This window comes from Hymenobacter sp. APR13 (assembly GCF_000737515.1).
Taxonomy (GTDB): Bacteria; Bacteroidota; Bacteroidia; order Cytophagales; family Hymenobacteraceae; genus Hymenobacter.
Genome location: NZ_CP006587.1, coordinates 3,827,740 through 3,848,421 on the forward strand (window position 1 = coordinate 3,827,740; position 20,682 = coordinate 3,848,421).

At 62.9% G+C, this 20,682-nt stretch carries 20 protein-coding genes; 8 read left to right on the forward strand and 12 right to left on the reverse strand.

Translation table 11 applies throughout. The features are described 5' to 3' along the window. Entirely contained in the window at positions 1-552 is a 552-nt protein-coding gene (locus tag N008_RS15915; protein ID WP_044017421.1) for a hypothetical protein, read from the reverse strand. Between the two features lie 92 nt (positions 553-644). Between N008_RS15915 and N008_RS15920 the strand changes: the two genes are divergently transcribed. From N008_RS15920 to N008_RS15940, 5 genes are all read left to right on the forward strand, one after another. Next, positions 645-1,865: a class I SAM-dependent RNA methyltransferase gene (locus N008_RS15920; RefSeq protein WP_231569729.1), complete on the forward strand. Its 1,221-nt coding sequence runs from the start codon at positions 645-647 to the stop codon at positions 1,863-1,865. A gap of 202 nt (positions 1,866-2,067) precedes the next feature. Then, complete coding sequence (locus N008_RS15925; protein ID WP_044017423.1) at positions 2,068-3,450, forward strand: DEAD/DEAH box helicase; 1,383 nt, start codon at positions 2,068-2,070, stop codon at positions 3,448-3,450. A gap of 94 nt (positions 3,451-3,544) precedes the next feature. Further along, positions 3,545-3,877, forward strand: a complete 333-nt coding sequence (locus N008_RS15930; protein WP_044017424.1) for a low molecular weight protein tyrosine phosphatase family protein — start codon at positions 3,545-3,547, stop codon at positions 3,875-3,877. A gap of 159 nt (positions 3,878-4,036) precedes the next feature. Continuing rightward, on the forward strand, positions 4,037-4,984 hold the full coding sequence (locus N008_RS15935; protein ID WP_044017425.1) for a zinc-dependent peptidase: 948 nt from the start codon (positions 4,037-4,039) through the stop codon (positions 4,982-4,984). Between the two features lie 98 nt (positions 4,985-5,082). Continuing rightward, positions 5,083-6,939: a M2 family metallopeptidase gene (locus N008_RS15940; protein ID WP_044017426.1), complete on the forward strand. Its 1,857-nt coding sequence runs from the start codon at positions 5,083-5,085 to the stop codon at positions 6,937-6,939. A gap of 106 nt (positions 6,940-7,045) precedes the next feature. Here the strand turns inward: N008_RS15940 and N008_RS15945 are convergent, their stop codons facing one another. The 4 genes from N008_RS15945 to recQ form a co-directional block, all read right to left on the reverse strand. Beyond that, positions 7,046-7,756 (reverse strand): GAF domain-containing protein, encoded by a 711-nt coding sequence (locus tag N008_RS15945; protein WP_052381629.1) that lies wholly within the window; start codon positions 7,754-7,756, stop codon positions 7,046-7,048. Between the two features lie 9 nt (positions 7,757-7,765). Beyond that, positions 7,766-8,485 (reverse strand): pirin family protein, encoded by a 720-nt coding sequence (locus tag N008_RS15950; RefSeq protein WP_044017427.1) that lies wholly within the window; start codon positions 8,483-8,485, stop codon positions 7,766-7,768. A gap of 167 nt (positions 8,486-8,652) precedes the next feature. After that, positions 8,653-9,459: an XRE family transcriptional regulator gene (locus N008_RS15955; RefSeq protein ID WP_044017428.1), complete on the reverse strand. Its 807-nt coding sequence runs from the start codon at positions 9,457-9,459 to the stop codon at positions 8,653-8,655. 189 nt (positions 9,460-9,648) lie between these two features. Further along, complete coding sequence (recQ, locus tag N008_RS15960) at positions 9,649-11,904, reverse strand: DNA helicase RecQ (RefSeq protein WP_044017429.1); 2,256 nt, start codon at positions 11,902-11,904, stop codon at positions 9,649-9,651. 163 nt (positions 11,905-12,067) lie between these two features. On the opposite strand from recQ, the gene N008_RS15965 reads away from it, so the two are divergent. Further along, entirely contained in the window at positions 12,068-12,412 is a 345-nt protein-coding gene (locus N008_RS15965; RefSeq protein ID WP_044017430.1) for a four-helix bundle copper-binding protein, read from the forward strand. 199 nt (positions 12,413-12,611) lie between these two features. On the opposite strand, the gene N008_RS15970 is transcribed toward N008_RS15965, so the two are convergent. Continuing rightward, complete coding sequence (locus N008_RS15970) at positions 12,612-13,547, reverse strand: YihY/virulence factor BrkB family protein (protein ID WP_156109350.1); 936 nt, start codon at positions 13,545-13,547, stop codon at positions 12,612-12,614. A 95-nt stretch (positions 13,548-13,642) separates the two neighbouring features. Here N008_RS15970 and N008_RS15975 point away from each other — a divergent pair, with 95 nt between their 5' ends. Then, entirely contained in the window at positions 13,643-14,185 is a 543-nt protein-coding gene (locus tag N008_RS15975) for a DUF2062 domain-containing protein (RefSeq protein WP_197062876.1), read from the forward strand. Positions 14,186-14,304: 119 nt separating this feature from the next. Here the strand turns inward: N008_RS15975 and N008_RS15980 are convergent, their stop codons facing one another. From N008_RS15980 to N008_RS16000, 5 genes are all read right to left on the reverse strand, one after another. Further along, the gene (locus N008_RS15980; protein WP_044017432.1) at positions 14,305-15,294 is read right to left on the reverse strand and encodes an enhanced serine sensitivity protein SseB C-terminal domain-containing protein; all 990 of its coding nucleotides are present in this window, start codon (positions 15,292-15,294) and stop codon (positions 14,305-14,307) included. Positions 15,295-15,436: 142 nt separating this feature from the next. Then, complete coding sequence (locus N008_RS15985; protein ID WP_231569730.1) at positions 15,437-15,871, reverse strand: c-type cytochrome; 435 nt, start codon at positions 15,869-15,871, stop codon at positions 15,437-15,439. Beyond that, complete coding sequence (locus tag N008_RS15990) at positions 15,868-16,566, reverse strand: SCO family protein (protein WP_044017433.1); 699 nt, start codon at positions 16,564-16,566, stop codon at positions 15,868-15,870. The genes N008_RS15985 and N008_RS15990 overlap by 4 nt, the downstream gene beginning before the upstream one ends. 143 nt (positions 16,567-16,709) lie before the next feature. After that, positions 16,710-17,108 (reverse strand): hypothetical protein, encoded by a 399-nt coding sequence (locus tag N008_RS15995; protein WP_044017434.1) that lies wholly within the window; start codon positions 17,106-17,108, stop codon positions 16,710-16,712. A 196-nt stretch (positions 17,109-17,304) separates the two neighbouring features. Continuing rightward, a complete protein-coding gene (locus N008_RS16000) occupies positions 17,305-17,829 on the reverse strand; it encodes a DUF4112 domain-containing protein (RefSeq protein WP_052381632.1) in 525 nt (174 codons plus the stop codon). Positions 17,830-17,954: 125 nt separating this feature from the next. Between N008_RS16000 and N008_RS16005 the strand changes: the two genes are divergently transcribed. Then, the gene (locus N008_RS16005; protein ID WP_044017435.1) at positions 17,955-18,944 is read left to right on the forward strand and encodes an aldo/keto reductase; all 990 of its coding nucleotides are present in this window, start codon (positions 17,955-17,957) and stop codon (positions 18,942-18,944) included. Between the two features lie 172 nt (positions 18,945-19,116). On the opposite strand, the gene N008_RS21775 is transcribed toward N008_RS16005, so the two are convergent. Further along, the gene (locus N008_RS21775; protein ID WP_052381633.1) at positions 19,117-20,568 is read right to left on the reverse strand and encodes a diadenylate cyclase; all 1,452 of its coding nucleotides are present in this window, start codon (positions 20,566-20,568) and stop codon (positions 19,117-19,119) included. Positions 20,569-20,682 lie beyond the last annotated feature (114 nt).

The following is a 20,682-nucleotide window of genomic DNA, read 5'->3' on the forward strand; positions in this document are numbered from 1 at the left end:
TCAGCGGACCTCGGTGGTGGGCTTTTGAATGAAATAAAATAAGTCTCGCTCCAGCTCAAACGCGGCTCGCTGCAGGCGTCGGCGGGCTATTACGTACGGAATGCCCACGGCAATAAGTCCCTGAAAGACAAGCATAGACAGCGCAATGAGCACGTCAGCCAACGTGGTGTTTTCGCTACGCGTCAGGAGTGACACAAAAGCGAAGAGCACGAAAGCCAGATAGAAAAGAGCAGGAAACAAGAACGTGCCGGAGGCGCCGTTCAGCTCGCCTTCCAGGCGGGTGCCGGCAGGTGTGGGCAATACGGTGCCGTTGAAAGCAGGAAAGAAGAGCTGATTGCCACCGGGGCGCGGCTTGAGCTGAACATAGTCGGCCCGCACCACGCCGCTGTAGGGCGCCACCGTGGGAGAAAAGAGGCGGCCCAGCCGGCCAAACGGATTCAGGTTGGGCGGAGCTACGTGCGGTTGCAGCCGTCCCACAAACTGGGTTGGCTCAACCGGGAATTCCAGTGCGAATGGCGTAATCAGTTGGATCCGGCGTAATAGTTCTTTCATAGAGATAAATGGAATCGGCCAGCACGCCGGCCACGGCAGGGGGCGGGTAAAGATAGAGCGGGTGCGGCCGAAGCCCATTACTTTCCCGACCTTTGCACCTTCACCCCTTACGCAACACCCCGCTTATGGCCCAGGCCCGCCGCTCCGCCCCGTTCTACATGACCGCCACCACCCAGTTCGGGCTGGAAGAAATTCTGGCCGAGGAGCTCTACCAGCTCGGGGCCAAGATCGAAAAGGTGGGCCAGCGGGCTGTGGAGTTCGTCGGCGATATGCAGCTGTGCTACGAGGCCAACCTGTGGTGCCGCACCGCCGTGCGCATCCTGCGGCCCTTCGCCGGCTTCTACGCCCCCCACGAAAAGGGCCTCTACCGCGAAGTAGGCCGCATCGACTGGGCCGACTACATCCTGCCCGACCAGACGTTTGCCATTACGGCCGTCGTCAATAAGTCCACCTTCGAGCACTCGCTGTTCGTGGCCCAGCTCACCAAGGATGCCATCGTGGACCAGTTCCGCGACCGGACCGGCCAGCGCCCGAGCGTGGACGTGAAAAACCCCGACGTGCGCCTGCACCTGCACATGCTCGACAACGAGGTGGTGCTCAGCCTCGATTCGTCGGGCGAGTCATTGCACAAGCGCGGCTACCGCCAGCAAACCAACGTGGCCCCGCTCAACGAGGCCCTGGCCGCCGGCATCCTGCTGCTGGCCGACTGGGACGGCAAAAAGACCCTCGTAGACCCCATGTGCGGCTCCGGCACGCTGCTCACCGAGGCCGCCCTCATTGCCCAGCGCATCGCGCCCGGCCTCTACCACCAGGGCAAGTTCGGGTTCGAGAATTGGCAGGACTTCGATAAGGCCCTCTGGGAATCGGTGCGCCTCGACGCCGAGCAGGCCCGCCTCGACGAGCCCCAAGCCCTACTCTACGGCTCCGACCTCTCGCCCGAGTTCATCGAGCTGGCCCGCGAAAACGTGGAAGCTGCCGGCCTCGAAGACTTCATCCATTTCGCTGTGCGCGATGTGAAGGACGCCACCGCCCCCAAAGGCGAGCCCGGCCTCGTGGTGATGAACCCGCCGTACGGCGAGCGAATCGGGGAGGAAGCCGAGATGGACGCCCTCTACAAAACCATCGGCGACACGCTCAAAACCGGCTTCCAGGGCTACGACGCCTACATCTTCACCGGCAACCTGGAGGCTGCCAAGCGTGTGGGCCTGAAAACCTCGCGCCGCATCCCGCTCTACAACGGCCCAATTGACTGCCGCCTGCTCAAGTATGAGCTGTACCAGGGCTCGCGCCGGACCCCGGCTCAGGAGAGCTAGCGCTAGTCGCCTCACCCTCTCTCCGAAAAAGGAGAGGGGCTCTAATTCTGGTTCTGGATAATCACCTTAACCCCCTTCTCCGAAAAGGAGAAGGGGGTTAAGGTGATTATTCCTAAAAAACTAGTTCCTCCTCTCCCTTTGGAGTGGGTGTTAGGGGGTGAGGCCCCGGAACTGCGTACCTTTGCAGGCTAATTCCAAGTTTATGACCTCCTTCGCCGACCTCGGCCTCGCGCCCTACCTGTTGCAAGCCCTCGAAGAGCTGCAGTTCATCCAGCCTACGCCCGTGCAGGAGCAGGTGCTGCCCCTCACGCTCGCCGGCCAGGACGTGGCCGGGCAGGCGCCCACCGGCTCCGGCAAAACTGCCGCCTACGGCCTCGGCCTGCTGCAGCAGGTAGACGTGAAAAACGACGCCGTGCAGATGCTGGTGCTGGTGCCCGCCCGCGAGCTGGCCCTGCAGGTGCGCGACGCCCTCAAGAAAATGGGCAAGTTTTTGCCCAACCTGCGCGTAGCAGCCTTCTACGGCGGCCACGCCTTCGGCGAGGAAAAAGCGTCCCTCACGCAGGCGCCGCATATTGTGGTAGCCACGCCCGGTCGTTTCCTCGACCACTTGGAGCGCCGCACCATCATCCCGAACCAGCTCAAAAGCCTCGTGCTTGATGAAGCCGATAAGCTGCTGGAGCTGGGTTTCCAGGACGAGCTGGTGGAGATTGTGAAGCGCCTGCCGCGCCGCCGCCAGACGCTGCTGTTCTCGGCTACCATGTCGGACAAGGTGCTGGAGCTGATCCGCAAAAACCTCACCCGGCCCCGCGTCGTGAATTTGGGCCAGGACGACGACCAGCTGCCCGAAAACCTCACCCTGATCGGCCACGTTGGCCCGATTGAGCTGAAGCCGGCGGCTTTGCTGCACATCCTGCGCCAGCCTGAAACCGGCCGCGCCCTCATCTTCTGCAACACCCGCGACCGGTGCATGGAGCTGGCCCGCTTCCTGCAGGGCCGCGAAGTAGCGGCCGAGGTGCTGCACGGCAAAATGCCCCAGCCCGAGCGCGACAAGGCCCTGCTGAAGCTGCGCAACGGCTCCAGCCAGGTGCTGGTAGCCACCGACGTAGCCGCCCGCGGCCTCGATGTAACCCTGCTCGATACCGTGGTGCAGTACGACGCCCCTGACAAGGCCGACGGCTTCCAGCACCGTGCCGGCCGTACGGCCCGCGCCGGCGCAGCCGGCACGGCCCACATCCTGGCCACGCTCAAAGAGCAGGCCCACGTGAAGAAGTGGCCCGTGGCGGAAACTATCAAATGGAGCGATATGAAGGCGCCCAAGCTGCCGCCTGCCGCCCCCAAAGCTCCCAAGCCCGAAAACGTGACTTTGCACGTCACGGCCGGTAAGAAAGACAAAGTCAGTGCCCACGACTTGGTAGGCGCCTTCGTGAACGTGGGCGGTGTGGCCCGCGAGCAGGTCGGCCATATCGAGGTGTTCGACTACTACAGCTACGTGGCCGTGCCGCGCGGCCAAGTGCAGGACGTGGTGCAGCGCCTGCTGGGTGCCAAAGTGAAAGGCAAGAAAGTGCGCGTAACCGAGGTTCGGTAGCCGCCGAAAATCTATTTGAACGTCACTCCTTTCAGAACGTCATTCCGAGCGGAGCTCGGAATGACGTTCTGTTTAATATTAACACTGCCTCACCTTGCCCCGCCAACTCCTGTTCATCTGCAGCCAGAACCGCTGGCGTAGCCTCACGGCGGAGCGGCTGTTTGACGGGCACCCGACCTACGACGCCCGCTCGGCCGGTACCGAGCCGGGGGCGCGGGTGCGCGTCACGGCGGGGCACCTGGGCTGGGCCGATGCGGTGTTTGTGATGGAGCGCAAACACGCCGATATCCTGCGCCAGAAGTTCGGGCCGGAGCTGGCCGGCAAGCCGCTGGTGGTGCTGCGCATCCCCGACAAGTTTCAGTTCATGGACCACATTCTGCAGGACCTGCTGCGCGAGCGGCTACGGGAGCACCTGCCGGAGCTGTAGCAGCATCCACAAGCGGTGTGTAGGCGCTGGACAGTGTAGGGACGCGTATTCGCGTCTCGTCGTTGAACGACCGTAACCGCGCCATCTAACCAACGACGAGACGCGAATACGCGTCGCTACATCGTACAACCAAACGACCTTCTGGTCGTTTATTCAGCCATGCCTTACCTGATTTTTGCGGCCATCGTGGCCGTGGTGCTGTTTCTGTTCTACCGCTACCTCACTGCCGATTCGCGCCGTACAGAGGCCGCCCTGGCCGAGGATTTTCCGGCGGAATGGCGGCAGATTCTCACCGGGCGGGTGGCCTTCTACGGCTCGCTCACGCCCGTGGAGAAAGGCCGCTTCGAGAAGCGGGTACAGGTGTTTCTGGCCCAGACGCTCATCACCGGCATCCAGACCGACATCGACGATACCACGCGGGTGCTGGTGGCGGCTTCGGCGGTCATTCCGGTGTTTGGCTTTCCCGACTGGGAGTATGCCAACCTGAGCGAGGTGCTGGTGGTGCCCGATGCCTGGAAAGAGCAGCAGGACCCCAACAAGGAAGTTGCGCCGCTGGCCGGCACGCTGCTAGGCTCGGTGCGCAACTTCCAGACCTCCCATTACATGCACCTCTCGAAGGCCTCGCTGGAGCGCGGCTTTCAGGATTCGCTGGACAAGCAGAACGTGGGCATCCATGAGTTTGCGCACCTGCTGGATGAGGCCGACGGCGTGATTGACGGCGTGCCCGCCACGGTGTTTCCGGCGGCGTTGCGCCCCGAGTGGGAGGCCGTAATGGCCCGCGAAATTGCGGCTATCCGGGCCGGAAACTCGGAAATCAACGACTACGCCGGCACCAACGAGGCCGAGTTCTTTGCCGTCGTGACCGAGTATTTCTTTGAGAAGCCCGAGAAGCTGCAGCAGCACCATCCGGAACTGTATGGCCAGCTGCTGCTGGCTTTCCGCCAGAACCCCAAGAGCCGCTTCCAGCGCTGGGCCGTCGACCCGCGCGAGTGGCTCAAGCGCCTGCGCAGCCGCCGCAAGTTCGGCCGCAACGACCAGTGCCCCTGCGGCAGCGGTAAAAAGTATAAGGACTGCCACCTGGAGCAGCACGAAGCACAGGCCGCGTAACGGCGCCTACTGTAGCGGAAGCGGCCCGCTGATGCAGCGGCCAGCCTGAACGGGAGCGTTGTTCTATCTTCGTTCGTTTTCCTGCCTTTCCAGCTCCGATGAAACGCTACTTCCTGCCCACCCTCACGGCGGCGGCCCTGCTGACAGCCTGCGCGCCCACCGCCAAAACGCCCACGGCCACCACAGCCCCCACCGCCGCACCCGAGCCGGCCACCCAGCCTGCCGTCCCCCGCTGGGACGAGCGCGCCGAGACCTTCCTCAAGGCCTATTCTGCCGAGTACCAGCGCCTCTACACCCAGGCCACCGAGGCCGAATGGCGTTCCAACACCCACATTGTACCCGGCGACACCAGCAACGCTGGGGCCACGGCCCGCGCCAACGAGCGGATGGCGGCCTTCACGGGCTCAGCGGCCAACATCCAGGAGCTGCGCGAACTGCTCGACCACAAAGACCAGCTCACGGAGCTGCAGGTGAAGCAGCTGCAAACGGCCCTCTACAACGCCGCCAACTCGCCCCAGACCATTGCCGACGTGGTGAAGCGCCGCATCAAGGCCGAAGCCGCCCAGACCGAGAAGCTCTACGGCTTCGACTACAAGTACGCCGGCAAGTCCGTCACGACCAACGACCTGGATGAGCTGCTGCGCAAGGAAAAGAACCCGCTGAAGCGCCAGCAGATCTGGGAAGCCAGCAAGGAAATCGGCCCCACGCTCAAAGACGGCCTGCTCAACCTGCGCGACCTGCGCAACCAGACCGTGCAGGCCCTCGGCTACCCCGACTACTTCACCTACCAGGCCTCCGACTACGGCCTGAGCCGTGAGGAAATGCTGACGCTGGTGCGCAAGCTCAACGACGAGCTGCGCCCGCTCTACCGCGAGCTGCACACCTACGCCCGCTACGAGCTGGCCAAAAAGTACGGCCAGAAGCAGGTGCCCGACTACCTGCCGGCCTCCTGGCTGCCCAACCGCTGGGGCCAGGACTGGAGCGCCATGGTCGACGTGAAAGGCCTCGACCTCGACCCGGTATTGGCCAAAAAAGGGGCGGAGTGGCAGGTGAAGCAGGCCGAGCGGTTCTACCAGAGCCTGGGCTTCCCGGCCCTGCCGCCGGTCTTCTACGAGAAATCCAGCCTCTACCCGCTGCCCGCCGGCGCGGCGTATAAGAAAAACAACCACGCCTCGGCCTGGCACATGGACCTTAATCAGGACGTGCGTAGCCTGATGAGCGTGGAGGGCAACACTGAGTGGTACGAAACCACCCACCACGAGCTGGGCCACATCTACTACTACCTCACCTACACCAACCCCGACGTGCCAGTGCTGCTGCGCGGCGGCGCCAACCGCGCCTACCACGAGGCCATGGGCAGCCTGATGGGCCTTGCCGCCACCCAGAAGCCCTTTCTGGCCGGCCTGGGTTTGGTAGATGCCAAGTCGAAAACCGACCAGACCCAGACGCTGCTCAAAGAAGCCCTCAACTACGCCACCTTCATCCCGTTTGCCTCGGGCGTGATGAGCGAGTGGGAAAACAGCTTCTACGCCGACAAGCTGCCCGCCGACCAGCTGAATGCCAAATGGTGGGAACTGGCCAAAAAGTACCAGGGCATCGTGCCGCCCACCACGCGCGGCGAGCAGTACCTCGACCCGGCCACCAAAACCCACATCAACGACGACCCCGCGCAGTACTACGACTACGCTCTGAGCTACGTCATCCTGTTCCAGCTCCACGACCACATCAGCAAAAACATCCTCAAGCAGGACCCGCACGCCACCAACTACTACGGCAGCAAGGAGGTGGGCGCGTTTCTGGCTGACATCATGCGGCCCGGCGCCAGCAAGGACTGGCGCACCGTGCTGAAAGAGAAAACCGGCGAAGACCTGTCGGCCCGCGCCATGGTGGAGTATTTCCAGCCCCTGATGGCCTACCTGAAAGAGCAGAACAAAGGCCGTAAATACACCATGTAAAGGCGGCCGTCAGTCGTCCGGGCCGCATCATCCACTTACCCGCAACAAAAAAGCAGCCCGATTATGGGCTGCTTTTTTTGTTGAAAATGACTTGTTCAGGCCAAACCTATACCACTTCTGCCATGCGGCGGTCCAAGACTTTGGTTACGCTTTTCAGGCGGCGCTGCACTAGGGCCAGCACATCGTCGTCATCAAGGTCGATGCGGCCGTTGCGGGTAGTGAGGTAGCGGGCCAGGGCGGCGTTTTCGTCGAGGTTTTCGGCCAGCTCCTGCTGCGCGGCATCCCAGGTGTCGGGCTGTTGCGAGTTGAGGTAAGCCAGCCGTAGCTCAATAGTGCGGCTCACCAAGCCCGCCAGTTGGCTGAGTACCTCTGTTTCCACTGGCGACAGACCACGGGCTTCGCGTCCAATCACGGCCAGCATCCCGATGCGCGAGCCATCAGGCATGCGCAGGGCTGAGCCGGCGTAGAAGTTGAGTCCCAACGACTGGGCCACATCCGTGCTGATGAGACTGCAGCTTTGGGCCGAGTAGTCGCCCGTAACCACGGGAGCATCCAGCAGAATAGCCGCCGAGCACATACTATCGCCGCGCACGAGGCCGGGCACACCCTCGGCGCCGGTCAAGGCCTTGAAATGTACGTAGTCATCGTCGACCAGCGAAATCAGTGAAATAGGTGTGTTGAACAGCTGTGCCGACCACGCCACATAGTCGTCGAATATTGGCTCGGCTGTGGTATTGACAATCTGATAATGGTGCAGCGTACGCAGACGCGTCGCCTCATTTTCAGGAATCAGGGACTTGGGAAATTCTAGTGACATGCCGAAGCGTTAGTAGTTGGCTTCACTGGCGGGCAAATCAATCAGGATAAACTGCGCGTCCTTGGAAGCACGGATTTCCAGTACATGCTCGTCGGTGGAACGTACCTGGTCGTTGGGGCCAATATCGACCCCGTTGATATAGAGCATCCCCTCCTTCACGTAAACAAACGTGTTGCGAATAGGGAAGGTCTTGAACGTAACAGTTTTGTCCTCGCGTAGGTTACACCAGTAAATGGTGGTGTTGGAGTTCATATAGACCACATCCTCCAGCACCTTTTGCCCGGATACCAGCGGGACCAATTCGTTTTTCGAGTCCAGGAAGTCTACGTCTTTTTGCTCGTAGCTGGGCGCCAGGCCCTTTTGGTTGGGCAGAAACCAGAGCTGGTAGATGTGGGCCTGGGTGGCGCCGTTATTTTTCTCGGAGTGTGCCAGGCCAGTGCCGGCCGTCATGCGCTGCACTTCACCTTTTTTGATAGTGGCTTTGTTGCCCATCGTGTCTTCGTGCTGCAGCTCGCCTTCCAGCACCAGCGTCACGATTTCCATTTCGGAATGCGGATGCTGCGGAAAGCCGGAATTGCCCTGGATGGTGTCGTCGTTGAATACCCGGAGCGGCCCAAAATGTACGTTCTGCGGGTCGTAGTAGTCGGCGAAACTGAAGAGGAAGTAGCTGTTGAGCCACTGTACCGGGGCCGCGTGGTGGCGGTCGGTGGCGGGAATAACCTGGAGCATGGCAGGGCGTGGTTGGAGATGTAGGGCCTTTACGCGCTAACCGTCGGCGAAGTTAGATTTCCGGTGTGCCCAAGCCTGCCACCGGGTTCAGGATCGAACAACAAAAAGCCCATCCAGCGCCAGGCCGGATGGGCTTTGTAGTAAAACACTTGCCCGCAGGCAGCGCCTTACACTTTCTTCATGGTGCTCACCTGCTGCTGCAGATCCAGCACAATGCTGGCCAGACGGCTCAGCGACAGATCGGCAATGGGGAAGGTGCTGCTGATATAGGCTTTAGCCTCCCAGATTTCCACCACGTCCTCCACATCGATTTCGTAGGGCGAGTACACCGGGTTGTCGGAGTGCAGGGCCAGCATGGCGCCTTCCTTGAGGCGGTTGAAGACGCGCTTGAACACGATGCCTTCCTTGCTGCTCACCACGATGCAGGGCGTGCCGTCCTTGAGGCTCATCCAGTCATCGATATAGCGGCCCACGATGACCGTGCCGCTGGCAATGGGCAGCATGGAGTCGCCGGCAATTTCGAAGGCGCGGTAGGTGCCGGTGCTGCCCAGCATGGGCAGGCGGAACTTGGGCAGTTCCTCCAGATACTCGGGGTCGGCGTAGCCGTTGAGGTAGCCCGCTGCCGCTTTCTGCGGCACCAGCTCGATGTTCTCGTTCTGGTCTTTATCAACGGTAAGCGCCAGTATGCGCAGGCTGCCGCCGGGACGCGTAGGCGTGGTGCCGGGCGTGCCCGCCGCTTCCAGCTGACGGACAGCGGCTTTGGCGTTCTTTTTCTTGCTAAAGTCGGTAGTGACCAGCTGGTCGAGCGAGATGCCGAACAGGCGGGCCATGTTCACGAGCGTAGCCAGCTTGGGCTCGGCGCGGCCTTCCTCGTAGGCACCCACCAGGGAGCGTTTGATACCCAGTTTTTCGGCCATCTGGGCCTGCGTCAGGGCCAGTTCGCGCCGCCAGAATTTGAGGTTCGTGTTAATCATGTCGCAGGGGGAGCCAGGTAAAAGGCTTCAACGGTAAAGAATTACCGGCTCACGAAGATACGAACCCATCTACGCGAATACTAATTCAATTAGCTGAAATTTTTTAGTAATTTTTTAGCGTGCCGCGGAAGCCCGTTTCGCGTCACTCAGTACCGCGAAACGGACTTTCGCGGTACTTACCCTTGCTTGCTACTCGCCTTTCAGCTTCTTGAAATACATCAGCGCCAGCCGCAGCCGGAAGTAGTCGTATTTCTCGCGCAGGTGGTCGAACAGGTCGCGGAGCATGGGGCCGCCGCCGAGCTGGGCCTGCGCCGTCTGGATTTCGGCCAGGGCCTCGGGCGTGAGAAAGTCGCTGATGCGCAAATCCTGGCCGCTGGCGTAGCAGGTGGTCAGGTGGGTTTGCACCGTGGATACGGCCAGGCCGCGGCGCTCGGCAATGGCTTCCACGCTCAGGCCCATGCGGTGCAGCTGAAACGAGGTTTCGGCGGTGCTGCCGGCTTCGGTGTTGGCTTCGCGCTTGCGGGCAGGGCGGGGGGCGCCCGGGTCGTCGGGGTCGAGAGTGGCCAGTGGCAGCGTGTCTTCGTCCAGCTCGGCCAAGGCGGCGGGGTTGCCGCCGTTGGCCATGATTTCGCGGATAAAGGCCTCGCCGTAGGTGTCGAACTTCTTCATGCCCACGCCCGAAATGCCCAGCATGGCCACCCGGTTGATGGGGCGCTCCTGGGCCATTTCCTGCAGCGTGGCATCGGTGAAGATGACGTACGGCGGCACGCCCTGCTCGTCGGCGATGCGCTTGCGCAGGCCGCGCAGGGCCTCGAACAGCTGCGCCTCGCGGCTGGCCGGCGCGGCGGCTGCGGCCGCGGCTTTGCGGCCCCGTGTGGGCTTCTCGGCTTTCTCGGATGGCTGGAACTTCTTGAGCGCCAGTGGCCGCTGGCCCTGCAGCACCTCGCGGCCCAGGTCCGTGATTTTCAGGGCGTAGCCTTCCTCATAGGCAATGTAGAGCAGGCCGTCGTTCAGCATCTGGTGGATGTAGCTGTACCAGTCGAGGTAGGGCAGGTCGGAGCCGGCGCCGTAGGTTTTGATCTGGTCGTAGCCGCCTGACAGCACGGCCTGGTTGCGCATGCCGCGCAGCACGTCAATCAGCAGGCCAATACCGGCCCGCTGGCGCATGCGCACCACTGCCGATAGCGCCTTCTGGGCAATGAGGCTGCCGTCGAAGGTGGTGGGCGGGTTGCGGCAGATGTCGCAGTTGCCGCAGTCGGTGGCCAGGGTTTCGCCGAAGTAGTTGAGCAGGATTTTGCGGCGGCAGCTGGCGGCCTCTGCAAACTGCTGCATGCGCTCCAGCTTGGTGAGGTTGAGCTGGGTGAGCTGCGGATTGTCCTTGGACAGCATCTCGCGCAGCTGCATCACGTCGGCGAAGCTATAGAACAGCACGGCCGTGGCCGGGCTGCCGTCGCGGCCGCCGCGCCCGATTTCCTGGTAGTAGCCCTCGATGTTCTTGGGGATGTTGTAGTGAATCACCCAGCGCACGTTGCTCTTGTCGATGCCCATGCCGAAGGCAATGGTGGCCACAATCACCTGCAAATCGTCTTTCAGGAAGCCTTCCTGCACCACGCTGCGCTGGTTGGGCGTGAGGCCGGCGTGGTAGAAGCCGGCCTTGATGCCCTTGGCCTGAATCTTGGCCGTGAGGGTTTCGCACTGCTTGCGCGAGAGGCAGTAGATGATGCCCGCCTCGCCGGGGTGGCGGCCCAGAAAGTCGAGGATGCCACCCACGCGGTCCTGGCCGGGGCGCACGATGAGGTTGAGGTTGGGCCTATCGAAGCTGGAGAGAAACACCTGCGGCTCGTGCATGCGCAGCTGCTGCTGGATGTCGCGCTGGGTGAGGCGGTCGGCAGTGGCGGTGAGGGCAATGATGGGCACCTGCGGAAACTGCTCGCGCAGCACCCGCAGCTGGGTGTACTCGGGCCGGAAGTCGTGGCCCCAGGAGCTGATGCAGTGGGCTTCATCAATGGCAAACATGCTGATGCGAAGCCGCTTGAGAAACTGCAGGAAGCCCTCGGAAAGCAGCTTCTCGGGGCTGACGTAGAGCAGCTTCATGTAGCCGTTGAGGCAGTCGCCGCAGATGGCGTTCTGCTCGCTCTGGCCCACGCTGCTGTTGATGTAGGCCGCCGAAATGCCGTTGGCCTTCAGGGCTTCCACCTGGTCTTTCATCAGCGCAATCAGCGGCGACACCACCACGCACACACCTTCGCTGACGACGGCCGGAATCTGAAAGCACACCGATTTGCCGCCGCCGGTGGGCATGAGCACGACCGTGTCGCGGCCGCCCAGAATGTTCTCGATGATGTCTTCCTGCATGGGCCGGAAGGTGTCGTAGCCGTAGTACTGCTTGAGGACTTTACGGGCAGATTCGAGCGTGGGGGCGAGGGGTTCGGCGGCAAATAACATGGGGTAAAGATAGGGCGAAACCAAGCGGGGTGAAAGCAGAGACGTAACCATAACCCGGCCGGCAAGGTGCCGGGTTCCGGCCGAATCCTGCACGGCCGGGCGCCGCCGATGCGCGTAAAACCCAGTCCACTCATCACTCCGAATCCCCTAATCCCACTCAACTATGAGCCAGCCCACCATCTCCGCCCTCGACAAACAACTGCTGCTCGACGCCCTCAACCGCTGCGTAGCAGCCTGCGAGCATTGCGCCACCGCCTGCCTCGCCGAGGAGCACGTGCAGCACATGGTGGGCTGCATCCGCCTCGACCGGGACTGCGCCGATATCTGCGCCCTCACGGCCCGTTTGGTAGCCCGCGGCTCGGAGCATGCCCGGCATATTATGAAGGAATGCATTGAGGTGTGCCAGCTCTGCCAGAACGAGTGTGCCAAGCACAACGACGACCACTGCCAGCAGTGCGCCGCCGCCTGCAAAGCCTGCGCCGACGCCTGCCGGGCCTATTTGGCATAGCGTTTATTGTCATTGCGAGCAGAGCGAAGCAATCCTTCCTCTAAAAAATGTGCGCGTTAATTCACAGCGAAGCCCTCCGGCATTAGGTTAGTAACCTTTTGCCGGAGGGCTTGCTGCTTAGGAAGGTGTCTGCTACAAGAGGAAAGATTGACGCCGCTTGATGCGCGGAATGCCCTGCGTCCTCGCAATGACAGGCGGTTTACTCCTCTACGTCTACCAGCCGGTAGCGCACGGCGGACTTTTTTGGCTTGATGTCCATGCCGGCGTAGTGGGCGTAGGCTTTGGTGAAGCAGGCGCCGAAGTAGAAAATCATGGCCGAATAGAACACGAACAGTAGCACCAGCACAATGCTGGAGGCCGGGCCGTAGATGGGACCCAGGTTGCGGGGCACCAGCAGGTAGCCCAGCACAAACTCGCCCAGGTCGATGAGGATGGCGGTGAGGGCCGCGCCGCGCAGCACGGCCCGCCAGGGCACCCGGGCCGCGCTCAGGTTGCGAAACGTGACGGCAAACCAGGCCGCCAGAATCAGCAGCGAGGTGAGCTGGTTGAAGAACTGAAACAAATAGTAGCTGAAGTTGACATCGAAGTCGCGCACGTAGTCGCCGAGGAAGGCCAGCACCGCATCGGTTAGAAACGCCAGCAACGAAAGCACGCCGGTGGCCACCAGCACGCCCAGCGAGCGGCTGCGCTCCTTCAGCACCTTGCCCAGCCGCCCGCCGTTGCGCCGCGGCCGGATCTGCCAGAGCTGGTTGAGCGAGTTCTGAATCACCACGAACAAAGTGGTCGAGATGAACAGCAGGAAGCCAAAGCCCAGCCACGTCACGAGGCGGCTGCGCTCTACGTTGGTGACGTTCTGCAGGATTTGCTCGACCAGGCCGGCGGCGGCCGCGCCCAGCAGGTTGGAAAGCTTGCCTAGCAGCATCACGCGCACCGCCGAGGCCGGATACAGCGAGCTGAGGCCCTGAATCAGGATAATGAAGATGGGCGGCAGGGCAAACGTGGTGAAAAACGCCGTGGCGGCGCCCAGCCGCAGCGGGTCGTTGGCGGCCAGCTCGCGGGCCGCCCGCCGCAGCAGAATCAGGATATCGAGGAAGAGGCGGCGGCGCGTTGGGCCCGGCGCGTGTACTTTTGTCATCTGGCCTGCGTGCTGGTTCAGTGGCCGAAGGCCGATGGGCAACGTACGAAGGTAGCGCCCCGTCCTGATTCGTGTACGTCTGTTTTTGTTTGCCCGTGCCTGTTTCCAAGCCGTCCGATTTGCCAGAGCCCGTAGCCGCCCCGCCGTCAGCGCCCGCCAGCTGGTGGCGCCGCCGCATCGTGGGGCCCGTGCTGAACGTGCTCCGGCAGGGCCTCACGCCCGCCCAACTCTCGCTGACGGTGGCGCTGGGCGTGATTTTCGGGCTGGTGCCCACGCTGGGCGTCACTACGCTGCTGTGCAGCGTGGCTGCCGTGCGCCTGCGGCTGAACGTGGCGGCGCTGCTGCTGGTGAGCCATTTGCTGAGCCCGTTGCAGCTGCTGCTCATCATCCCGGCCATGCACGCCGGGGCCACGCTGCTGGGCGGCAACACCGGCCCCGAGCTGACGCTGGCGCAGCTGCAGTACCTGTTCGGGCACGACTGGCTAGCGGCGCTGCGCCTGCTCTGGCACGCCATGCTGGGTGCCCTGATACTCTGGGCGCTGGCCTCGGTGCCAGTAGGGCTGGTGCTGAACTTCGCGCTGCGCCCGGTGTTCCGCCGCCTGCTGGCCAGACAAAAGAGTGATGAGGTGATCAGTTAGGAAAATAAGACCGTCATGCAGAGGCGGAGCTGAAGTATCTCGCCAGTATGGTAGAATCATCTACTACACTGGCGAGATGCTTCAGCTCCGCCTCTGCATGACGGCTTCAAGAACCCAGATTAGCCGCGCTTGTAGAACGGCTCTTGCTGGATGAAATACTGGTTGAGCGGCTCGTCGCTGGTGGGGTTGAGCAGCATCATATCCACGAACTGGTAGCCTTCGAGGCGGCCTTCAATCACGGGGCCCAGCTCCTGCAGGAACTCGGGGTTCTGCTCGGGGCTGTCGGCCTGGAAAGCCAGCAGCAGGCGCGGCGGTACTTCGCTGTTTTCGATACGCATTTCGGCCAGGTAGGCCTGCTCCAGGAACTCCTTGCCGGCGCAGAACTCGCGCAGGGCGGCAAGCAGTTCCGTAGGCTCGGTGGTAGGTGGGCCCAGTTGCACGGGCACCTGGTCACCTTCGGGGCCGGCGGGCAGGTTCACCAGGTCAGACACCAGCAGATCCTGGATTTCCTGGCTGGTGAGGAGCTTGCCGGCGGGCGAGAAGGGGTTGAGCACGCAGTTAGTGGCTTGCACCATCTGCAGCAGATCGAGGCCGCGCACGTGGATGTACGACACCGACTCGGGCGTTACGCCGCCCTCAAAAATGCGCTCAGCCGACGAAAACAGCGGAATGTTGCCGTCGTGCAGCACCTGCAGCTGAATTTCCATGCCGGGCTCGATCTGCACTTCGCCGCCGGGCTGGCCTTCCTGGGGCAGCGTTACGGCGTACAGTTGCTCGTGCAGCAGCGCCTGGTAGAAGGCGGGCCGCAGGTTGGGCTCGTGCACGGCACGCATCAGCAGCTCTTCCAGAATGTTGGTAGGCTGATACGGGAATTCCATCATCTGCTCGTCGCCGGCTTCCTCGGCGGGCATCATGGGCATCATCGGCATCATGGGGGCTGCGGGAGCTTCCTCTACGGGCAGTGTGTAGTTGGAGCCTTTGTAGCGTGGACCAGCCGGGGCTGGCGCGGCAGCAGCAGAATCGGCGGCGGGAGTAGCCGGCGAGGTAGACGGAGCGGAGAAGGTTTCCGGTGTTTCCGGCTTCTTTTTCAGAAAGTCAAACAGACCCATATCAATACGAAAGATGAAAGTGCAATCTACTCAGAAGTGGTGAGGTGGGGAAATAGTGAGGCTGGGAGTTTTGGCTTTTCAGCCCAAAAATACCGTCTACAGCACATAAGAGTCACTATATCACCATCTCACCGTCGGGCAGCTATTGGCCGTCAGAGCCGTGGCAGGGCTGCAGCAGCTCCGACACCTCCCGCACCGTGTAGGGCTCGTTCTGGTTGCCCCAGCTGCGCTGCACGAAGTTGAGCAGGTTGGTGATCTGCGAGTCGGTGAGGTCTTCGTGGCCGGGCATCACCTGGTTGTAGTGGATGCCGTTCACCACCACGTCGCCCTTCATGCCGCGGCGGATCAGGCAGGGCAGGGCGGCGCGGTTGCGGGCCACGTAGTCGGAGGCCGCCACCGGCGGAATCAGGCGGCGCAGGCCTTCGCCCTGCTCGCCGTGGCAGCTGGAGCAGTGGTTCTGGTAGAGCGTAGCGCCTTCGTTCTGGCGGTTGGAAAAGCAGCCGGCGGTGGCCGTCGCCAGCATCGTGCCGAAAGCCGCCACCGCACTCAGGCGCAGTAAAGGCAGCAGCGGCCTCATTTGGCGGCCGTCTGGCGGGTTTCGGCTTCCTCTTTCAGCAGGATGGGCAGGTCCTTGATCAGCTGATCCACCTGGCTTTTCTCCATGCCATCGTACACGCCCCGGATGCGGCGCTTGGAGTCGATGAGGGCAAAGGTGCCGCTGTGCGCGTAGCCGCCCTGCACGGTGGAGTCCTTCTGGGCGCCGGTCATGTAGGCCTTGGCCAGCGCAAACACGGTGTCGTGGGGGGCCGTGGCGAAGTGCCAGCGCGAGGCGTCCTTGATGCCCAGCCGCTCGGCGTAGTCGCGCAGCACCGGAATGGAGTCGTGGGCCGGGTCGATGGTGTGGCTCAGGAACAGCACGTCGGGGTTGCCTTTAAACTGCTCATACACGCGCAGCAGCTCGCTTTGCATTTTGGGGCAGATGCTGGGGCAGGTGGCGAAGAAGAAATCCGTGACGTAGACCTTGCCGGCAAACGTCTGGTTGGTGATGATCTGGCCTTCCTGGTTGGTCAGCCGGAACGCCGGCACCGGGTCGGGCAGCGTATCGGAGGGCGAAGTCGGCTCGGCGTATTTGAGGCCCTGGATGGGCAGGCGCTCCGGCTGCGTGGCGGCCGTATCGGGGGAGGAGCAGGCAAGGGGCAGCAGGGCCCCGGCCGCCAGCAGGCTGGCGGCGGCGGCGCGGCCAAGAGAAAGGCGCAGGTTCGAAAACAGCATTATCAATGCGAAAAGGAGTGCTTGTGGAGTGTTCAGTAGGGAGTAGCTGGTAGTAGGCAATGAGTTCAGGTTGTCTGGCGCGGGCTGCGCCAGCCGTTTCCTGGCAGAAAACTCCTGCTTGCTCATTGTCTAACTACTCCCGGCTACTTACCCAGTACTAACCGGGCCGAGTCGAGGCTGGTTCGAAACAAACCGGCTACGGAATCCATGCGCTGCTGCTGGGCGGCGAAATAGGCCAGCCGTTGGGCCATGGCCACGGTATCGGCGGGCTTCTGGTAGCGGTGCATCCAGTCCATCATGGCGGCATCGGCGGCGAGCAGGGCGCGGCGGTGACGGCCGGCGGCTACGGTGTCGGGGCCGGGCGTTTTCTGGAGCTGCTGGCGCAGGGTGGTGAGCTGGTCCATCTGGGCCATCAGCTCGTCGTGTTTGGCCAGCACGGCCTTTTCGGCGGCTTCGGCCTGCTGCTCGTCGCTGTTGAGCGAGAGGCAGGAAGAAAGGCAGGCTACTACGGGTAGCAGCAGGAATAAGCGGAGGTTTTTCACGCCGGCAAAGGTAGCGTGTAAGCCGTTGTCATTGCGAGTGAAACGAAGCAATCCTTCCTCTCGTGGCAGACACTTTCTTAATAAATAAGCCCTCCGGCAGTAGGTTGCTAACCTAGTGCCGGAGGGCTTGCTGATTAGGAGGGTTTGGAGCAAGGAGGGGAAGGATTGCTTCGTTTCACTCGCAATGACAGCTGAGCTACACCCATTGCTGGGTTTCGCCAAAGTGCCAGAGCCAGACCCCGGCCGCCCACAGGCCCCAGATTATGAGGCCAAACAGGGCCAGCAGACCCAGTAGCGCCACAAAAAGCAGGCCTTTGCCACTGCCCTGGTGCTTGCCTTCCTGGTAGTGGGCGCGCAGCAGGCGCACGTTCCGGTCGTTGGCTTTATAGGCGAAGTCGAAGATGGTGCCCAGGACGGGAATGGCGCCTACCAGCGTGTCGAGCAGCACGTTGAGCACCATGCGCACCACCACGTTGCCGCTGGCGCCGTGGCGCATCATGGTGAGGATGAGCACGCCCGACACGGCCAGCGACGGAATGCCGCCTATAATCGGGATGAAGCTCATGAGCGGGTCGAGGCCGAAGCGCCAGCCGGTGCCGGGCACGCTGAACTGGCTGTCGAGCAGGCGCGAAACGCGCTCCACCCAGCGCAGGCGCTCATCCTGGTCGAAGGGCGTAGTAGCGGCCGCAGTGCGGGCCGGAGAGTAGCGGGAGGAAGTCATGGGGAGAGAGTTTGGGGGTTAAACGCAACACAGGCCTGCGCAGGTTGTGCAACCGACGCCAACTCTGCCGCCGGCCGGCCGTTATGGTAGTTAGCACCGATTCTCCACTCCACACTACCTGCGCTATGCAACACCGCACACTGGGCCGCTCCGGCCTCACCGTTTCTGCCCTGGGCCTCGGCTGCATGGGTATGTCGGATTTCTACGGCCAGCCCGACGATGCCGAAAGCATCCGGACGCTGCACCGCGCCACCGAGCTGGGCGTCACGTTCTTCGACACGGCCGACATGTACGGGCCCTACAAAAACGAGGAGCTGGTCGGCAAAGCCCTCAAAGACCGCCGCCAGCAGGTGGTCATTGCCACCAAATTCGGCATTCTGCGCGACCCTAGTGACCCCAGTAAGCGCGGCATCAGCGGCCGGCCCGAGTACGTGCGCCAAGCCTGCGACGACTCCTTGCGGCGCCTCGGCACCGACTACATCGACCTCTACTACCAGCACCGCGTGGATCCGGCCACGCCCATTGAGGAAACCATCGGGGCCATGGCGGAGCTGGTGAAGGCCGGCAAGGTGCGCCACCTGGGTATGAGCGAAGCCGCCCCCGACACGCTGCGCCGGGCCAGCGCCGTGCACCCCATTGCGGCCCTGCAAACCGAGTACTCGCTCTGGAGCCGCGACCCCGAAGACGGCGTGCTGCAAGCCTGCCGTGAGCTGGGCATCGGGTTTGTGCCGTACTCGCCGCTGGGCCGCGGCTTCCTCACCGGCCAGATTCAGAAGTTTGAGGACCTGGCGCCCAACGACTACCGCCGCTTCACGCCGCGCTTCCAGGATGAAAACTTCCAGAAAAATCTGGACCTCGTGGCACGCATCAACGAGCTGGCCAACCAGAAAAATTGCACGCCCGGCCAGTTGGCCCTGGCCTGGGTGCTGGCTCAGGGCGACGACGTAGTGCCCATCCCCGGCACCAAGCGCGTATCGTACCTCGAAGAAAACCTCGGCGCCCTCGACGTGCAGCTCAGCCCCGACGAGCTGGCCCAACTCGACGCCATGGCGCCCCGCGGTGCCGCCGCCGGCCAGCGCTACCCCGAGCAAATGATGAAATCGGTGAACGGGTAAGGGGTTGTCATTGCGAGCAGAGCGAAGCAATCCTTCCTCTCTGAGAGCTGAGCAACCCTAAGCGAAAAGCCCTCCGGCAGCAGGCCAATAACCTACTACCGGAGGGCTTGTCTGTAAGGGAAGTGTCTGCCACGAGAGGAAGGATTGCTTCGCTCTGCTCGCAATGACAATACTACCGCCGCACGGGCGGCAGCAGGTCAATCAGGCCGTCCTCGCTGACTACCACGGCCAGGCAGGCGTAGCGGCTGCTTTCCACGTAGCGCAGGGCCGAGTTGTAGCGCGAGCCGCGGGAGGAGTCGCCTTTTTCGGTGGCGAGGCCGTCGAGGATGGCGCCGATGGCGTGGCAGGTGCCATCGGGCGCCACGAACACGGCCCCGTCGATGTTGGTGACCAGGCGCAGCACGGAGGGCGTCATCAGGCGCGGGGCCACCCGGAAGCACTGGCGCGTGAGGCGCACGGCCTCTTGGGCCGCGCCTTCCGAAATCACCAGAATGGTGCCGTTGGTTTGCTCGGTGGCGCGCTGCGTCAGCTCCCACAGATACGACACGGCATCGGTGCCGAGCTGCGGGAAAATCCGCTCCACGGCCCGGGCAAAGTTCTCGGCATCGACGCGGCCCTGCGGCAGGCGCGGCGTGTTCGATACCACCTTCATCATCACCTGTTCGTTGTGGCTCAGCTCCCAGCTGTAGTGGCGCGTGAAATGCACCGTAAACAGCGGCTCATACGCCGGGTCTTCCGGCGACACCAGATAGCCCAGCCCGAACACGTCGGTGGCATCGGACACCAGCGCGGTGCGGTCTTCGCTGAGCTCCAGCAGCTTGCGGATGCGGCGGTGGTCGCGCAGCGGAATGGGGCTTTCCAGGGTGAGCACCGGCACAATGGCCGGGTGGTGGCGGCGCGCGACCAGCATGGTGCCCACGCCTTCGTCGCCTTCGTGGCGCAGGGCGGCAATGCCGTTGCAGGCGTCGTAGAGGCCGTGGGTGCCGGCGGCAGCGCGCAGCATAAAGCTGCGGCCGGCGGCGCGCAGCACCTCGTTGTAGTCGCGGTCCAGCACGGGCCGGTCGTCGTCGGTGTCGGACTCGCGCAGGGCGCGGCTGCAGTCGAGCAGAAACTCCTGCACGGCGGCGTGCACCAGGGAGGTGGGGCGGTTGCCAGGGCCCGGCACGGGCAGCGTGTAATAGGCCTGGTAGGCCTCGGTGGAAAGCTGCAGAATCACGACCACCTGATAGCCGTAGAGGCTCACGGGCGGCGAGCAGAAGCTCAGGCGCTCTTCGCCGCGGCTGGCGGTCAGGGCTTCTAGGGTCTGCTCGGTGGCGCGGCGCAGCAGCTCATACCAGCGCAGCTTCTCGTACCGGTCGTGGTCGGCGGGGTGCAGGTGGTAGACCACTTCGCGCGGGCCGTCGGGCTCCAGGGCCATGGCCCGGGCCTTCACGCCAGCAAAGTCGGCGGGCGTATAGCGCAGGGTGGCGGGCTCCACCACCACGGCCTGCGGCTCGTCGGTTTCGCGGGCCGAGGCCAGCCCCAGCAGGAACACCTCCGGTTTCAGCGTGCGGTCGAGCAGGTTGAAGATGCCTTCCGCAAACAGCTGGGCCGACACGCGGAAAAGGCTTTGGTGTTCCCACATCGAGGGGAGAATAGGGCTGGGCGAAGGTGGCAAAGAGGCAGGGAACAGAAGACGCGGGAGCGAGTAGATACGGGAAAAGGGATTCCGAAGATAGGCCGCTTGGGCACAACTTGC

Coding starts and splice junctions, on each gene's coding strand:
- N008_RS15915 (WP_044017421.1), bottom strand. CDS start 552: ATGAAAGAACTATTACGCCGGATCCAACTGATTACGCCATTCGCACTG.
- N008_RS15925 (WP_044017423.1), top strand. CDS start 2,068: ATGACCTCCTTCGCCGACCTCGGCCTCGCGCCCTACCTGTTGCAAGCC.
- N008_RS15935 (WP_044017425.1), top strand. CDS start 4,037: ATGCCTTACCTGATTTTTGCGGCCATCGTGGCCGTGGTGCTGTTTCTG.
- N008_RS15940 (WP_044017426.1), top strand. CDS start 5,083: ATGAAACGCTACTTCCTGCCCACCCTCACGGCGGCGGCCCTGCTGACA.
- N008_RS15945 (WP_052381629.1), bottom strand. CDS start 7,756: ATGTCACTAGAATTTCCCAAGTCCCTGATTCCTGAAAATGAGGCGACG.
- N008_RS15950 (WP_044017427.1), bottom strand. CDS start 8,485: ATGCTCCAGGTTATTCCCGCCACCGACCGCCACCACGCGGCCCCGGTA.
- N008_RS15955 (WP_044017428.1), bottom strand. CDS start 9,459: ATGATTAACACGAACCTCAAATTCTGGCGGCGCGAACTGGCCCTGACG.
- recQ (WP_044017429.1), bottom strand. CDS start 11,904: ATGTTATTTGCCGCCGAACCCCTCGCCCCCACGCTCGAATCTGCCCGT.
- N008_RS15965 (WP_044017430.1), top strand. CDS start 12,068: ATGAGCCAGCCCACCATCTCCGCCCTCGACAAACAACTGCTGCTCGAC.
- N008_RS15970 (WP_156109350.1), bottom strand. CDS start 13,547: ATGACAAAAGTACACGCGCCGGGCCCAACGCGCCGCCGCCTCTTCCTC.
- N008_RS15980 (WP_044017432.1), bottom strand. CDS start 15,294: ATGGGTCTGTTTGACTTTCTGAAAAAGAAGCCGGAAACACCGGAAACC.
- N008_RS15985 (WP_231569730.1), bottom strand. CDS start 15,871: ATGAGGCCGCTGCTGCCTTTACTGCGCCTGAGTGCGGTGGCGGCTTTC.
- N008_RS15990 (WP_044017433.1), bottom strand. CDS start 16,566: ATGCTGTTTTCGAACCTGCGCCTTTCTCTTGGCCGCGCCGCCGCCGCC.
- N008_RS16000 (WP_052381632.1), bottom strand. CDS start 17,829: ATGACTTCCTCCCGCTACTCTCCGGCCCGCACTGCGGCCGCTACTACG.
- N008_RS16005 (WP_044017435.1), top strand. CDS start 17,955: ATGCAACACCGCACACTGGGCCGCTCCGGCCTCACCGTTTCTGCCCTG.
- N008_RS21775 (WP_052381633.1), bottom strand. CDS start 20,568: ATGTGGGAACACCAAAGCCTTTTCCGCGTGTCGGCCCAGCTGTTTGCG.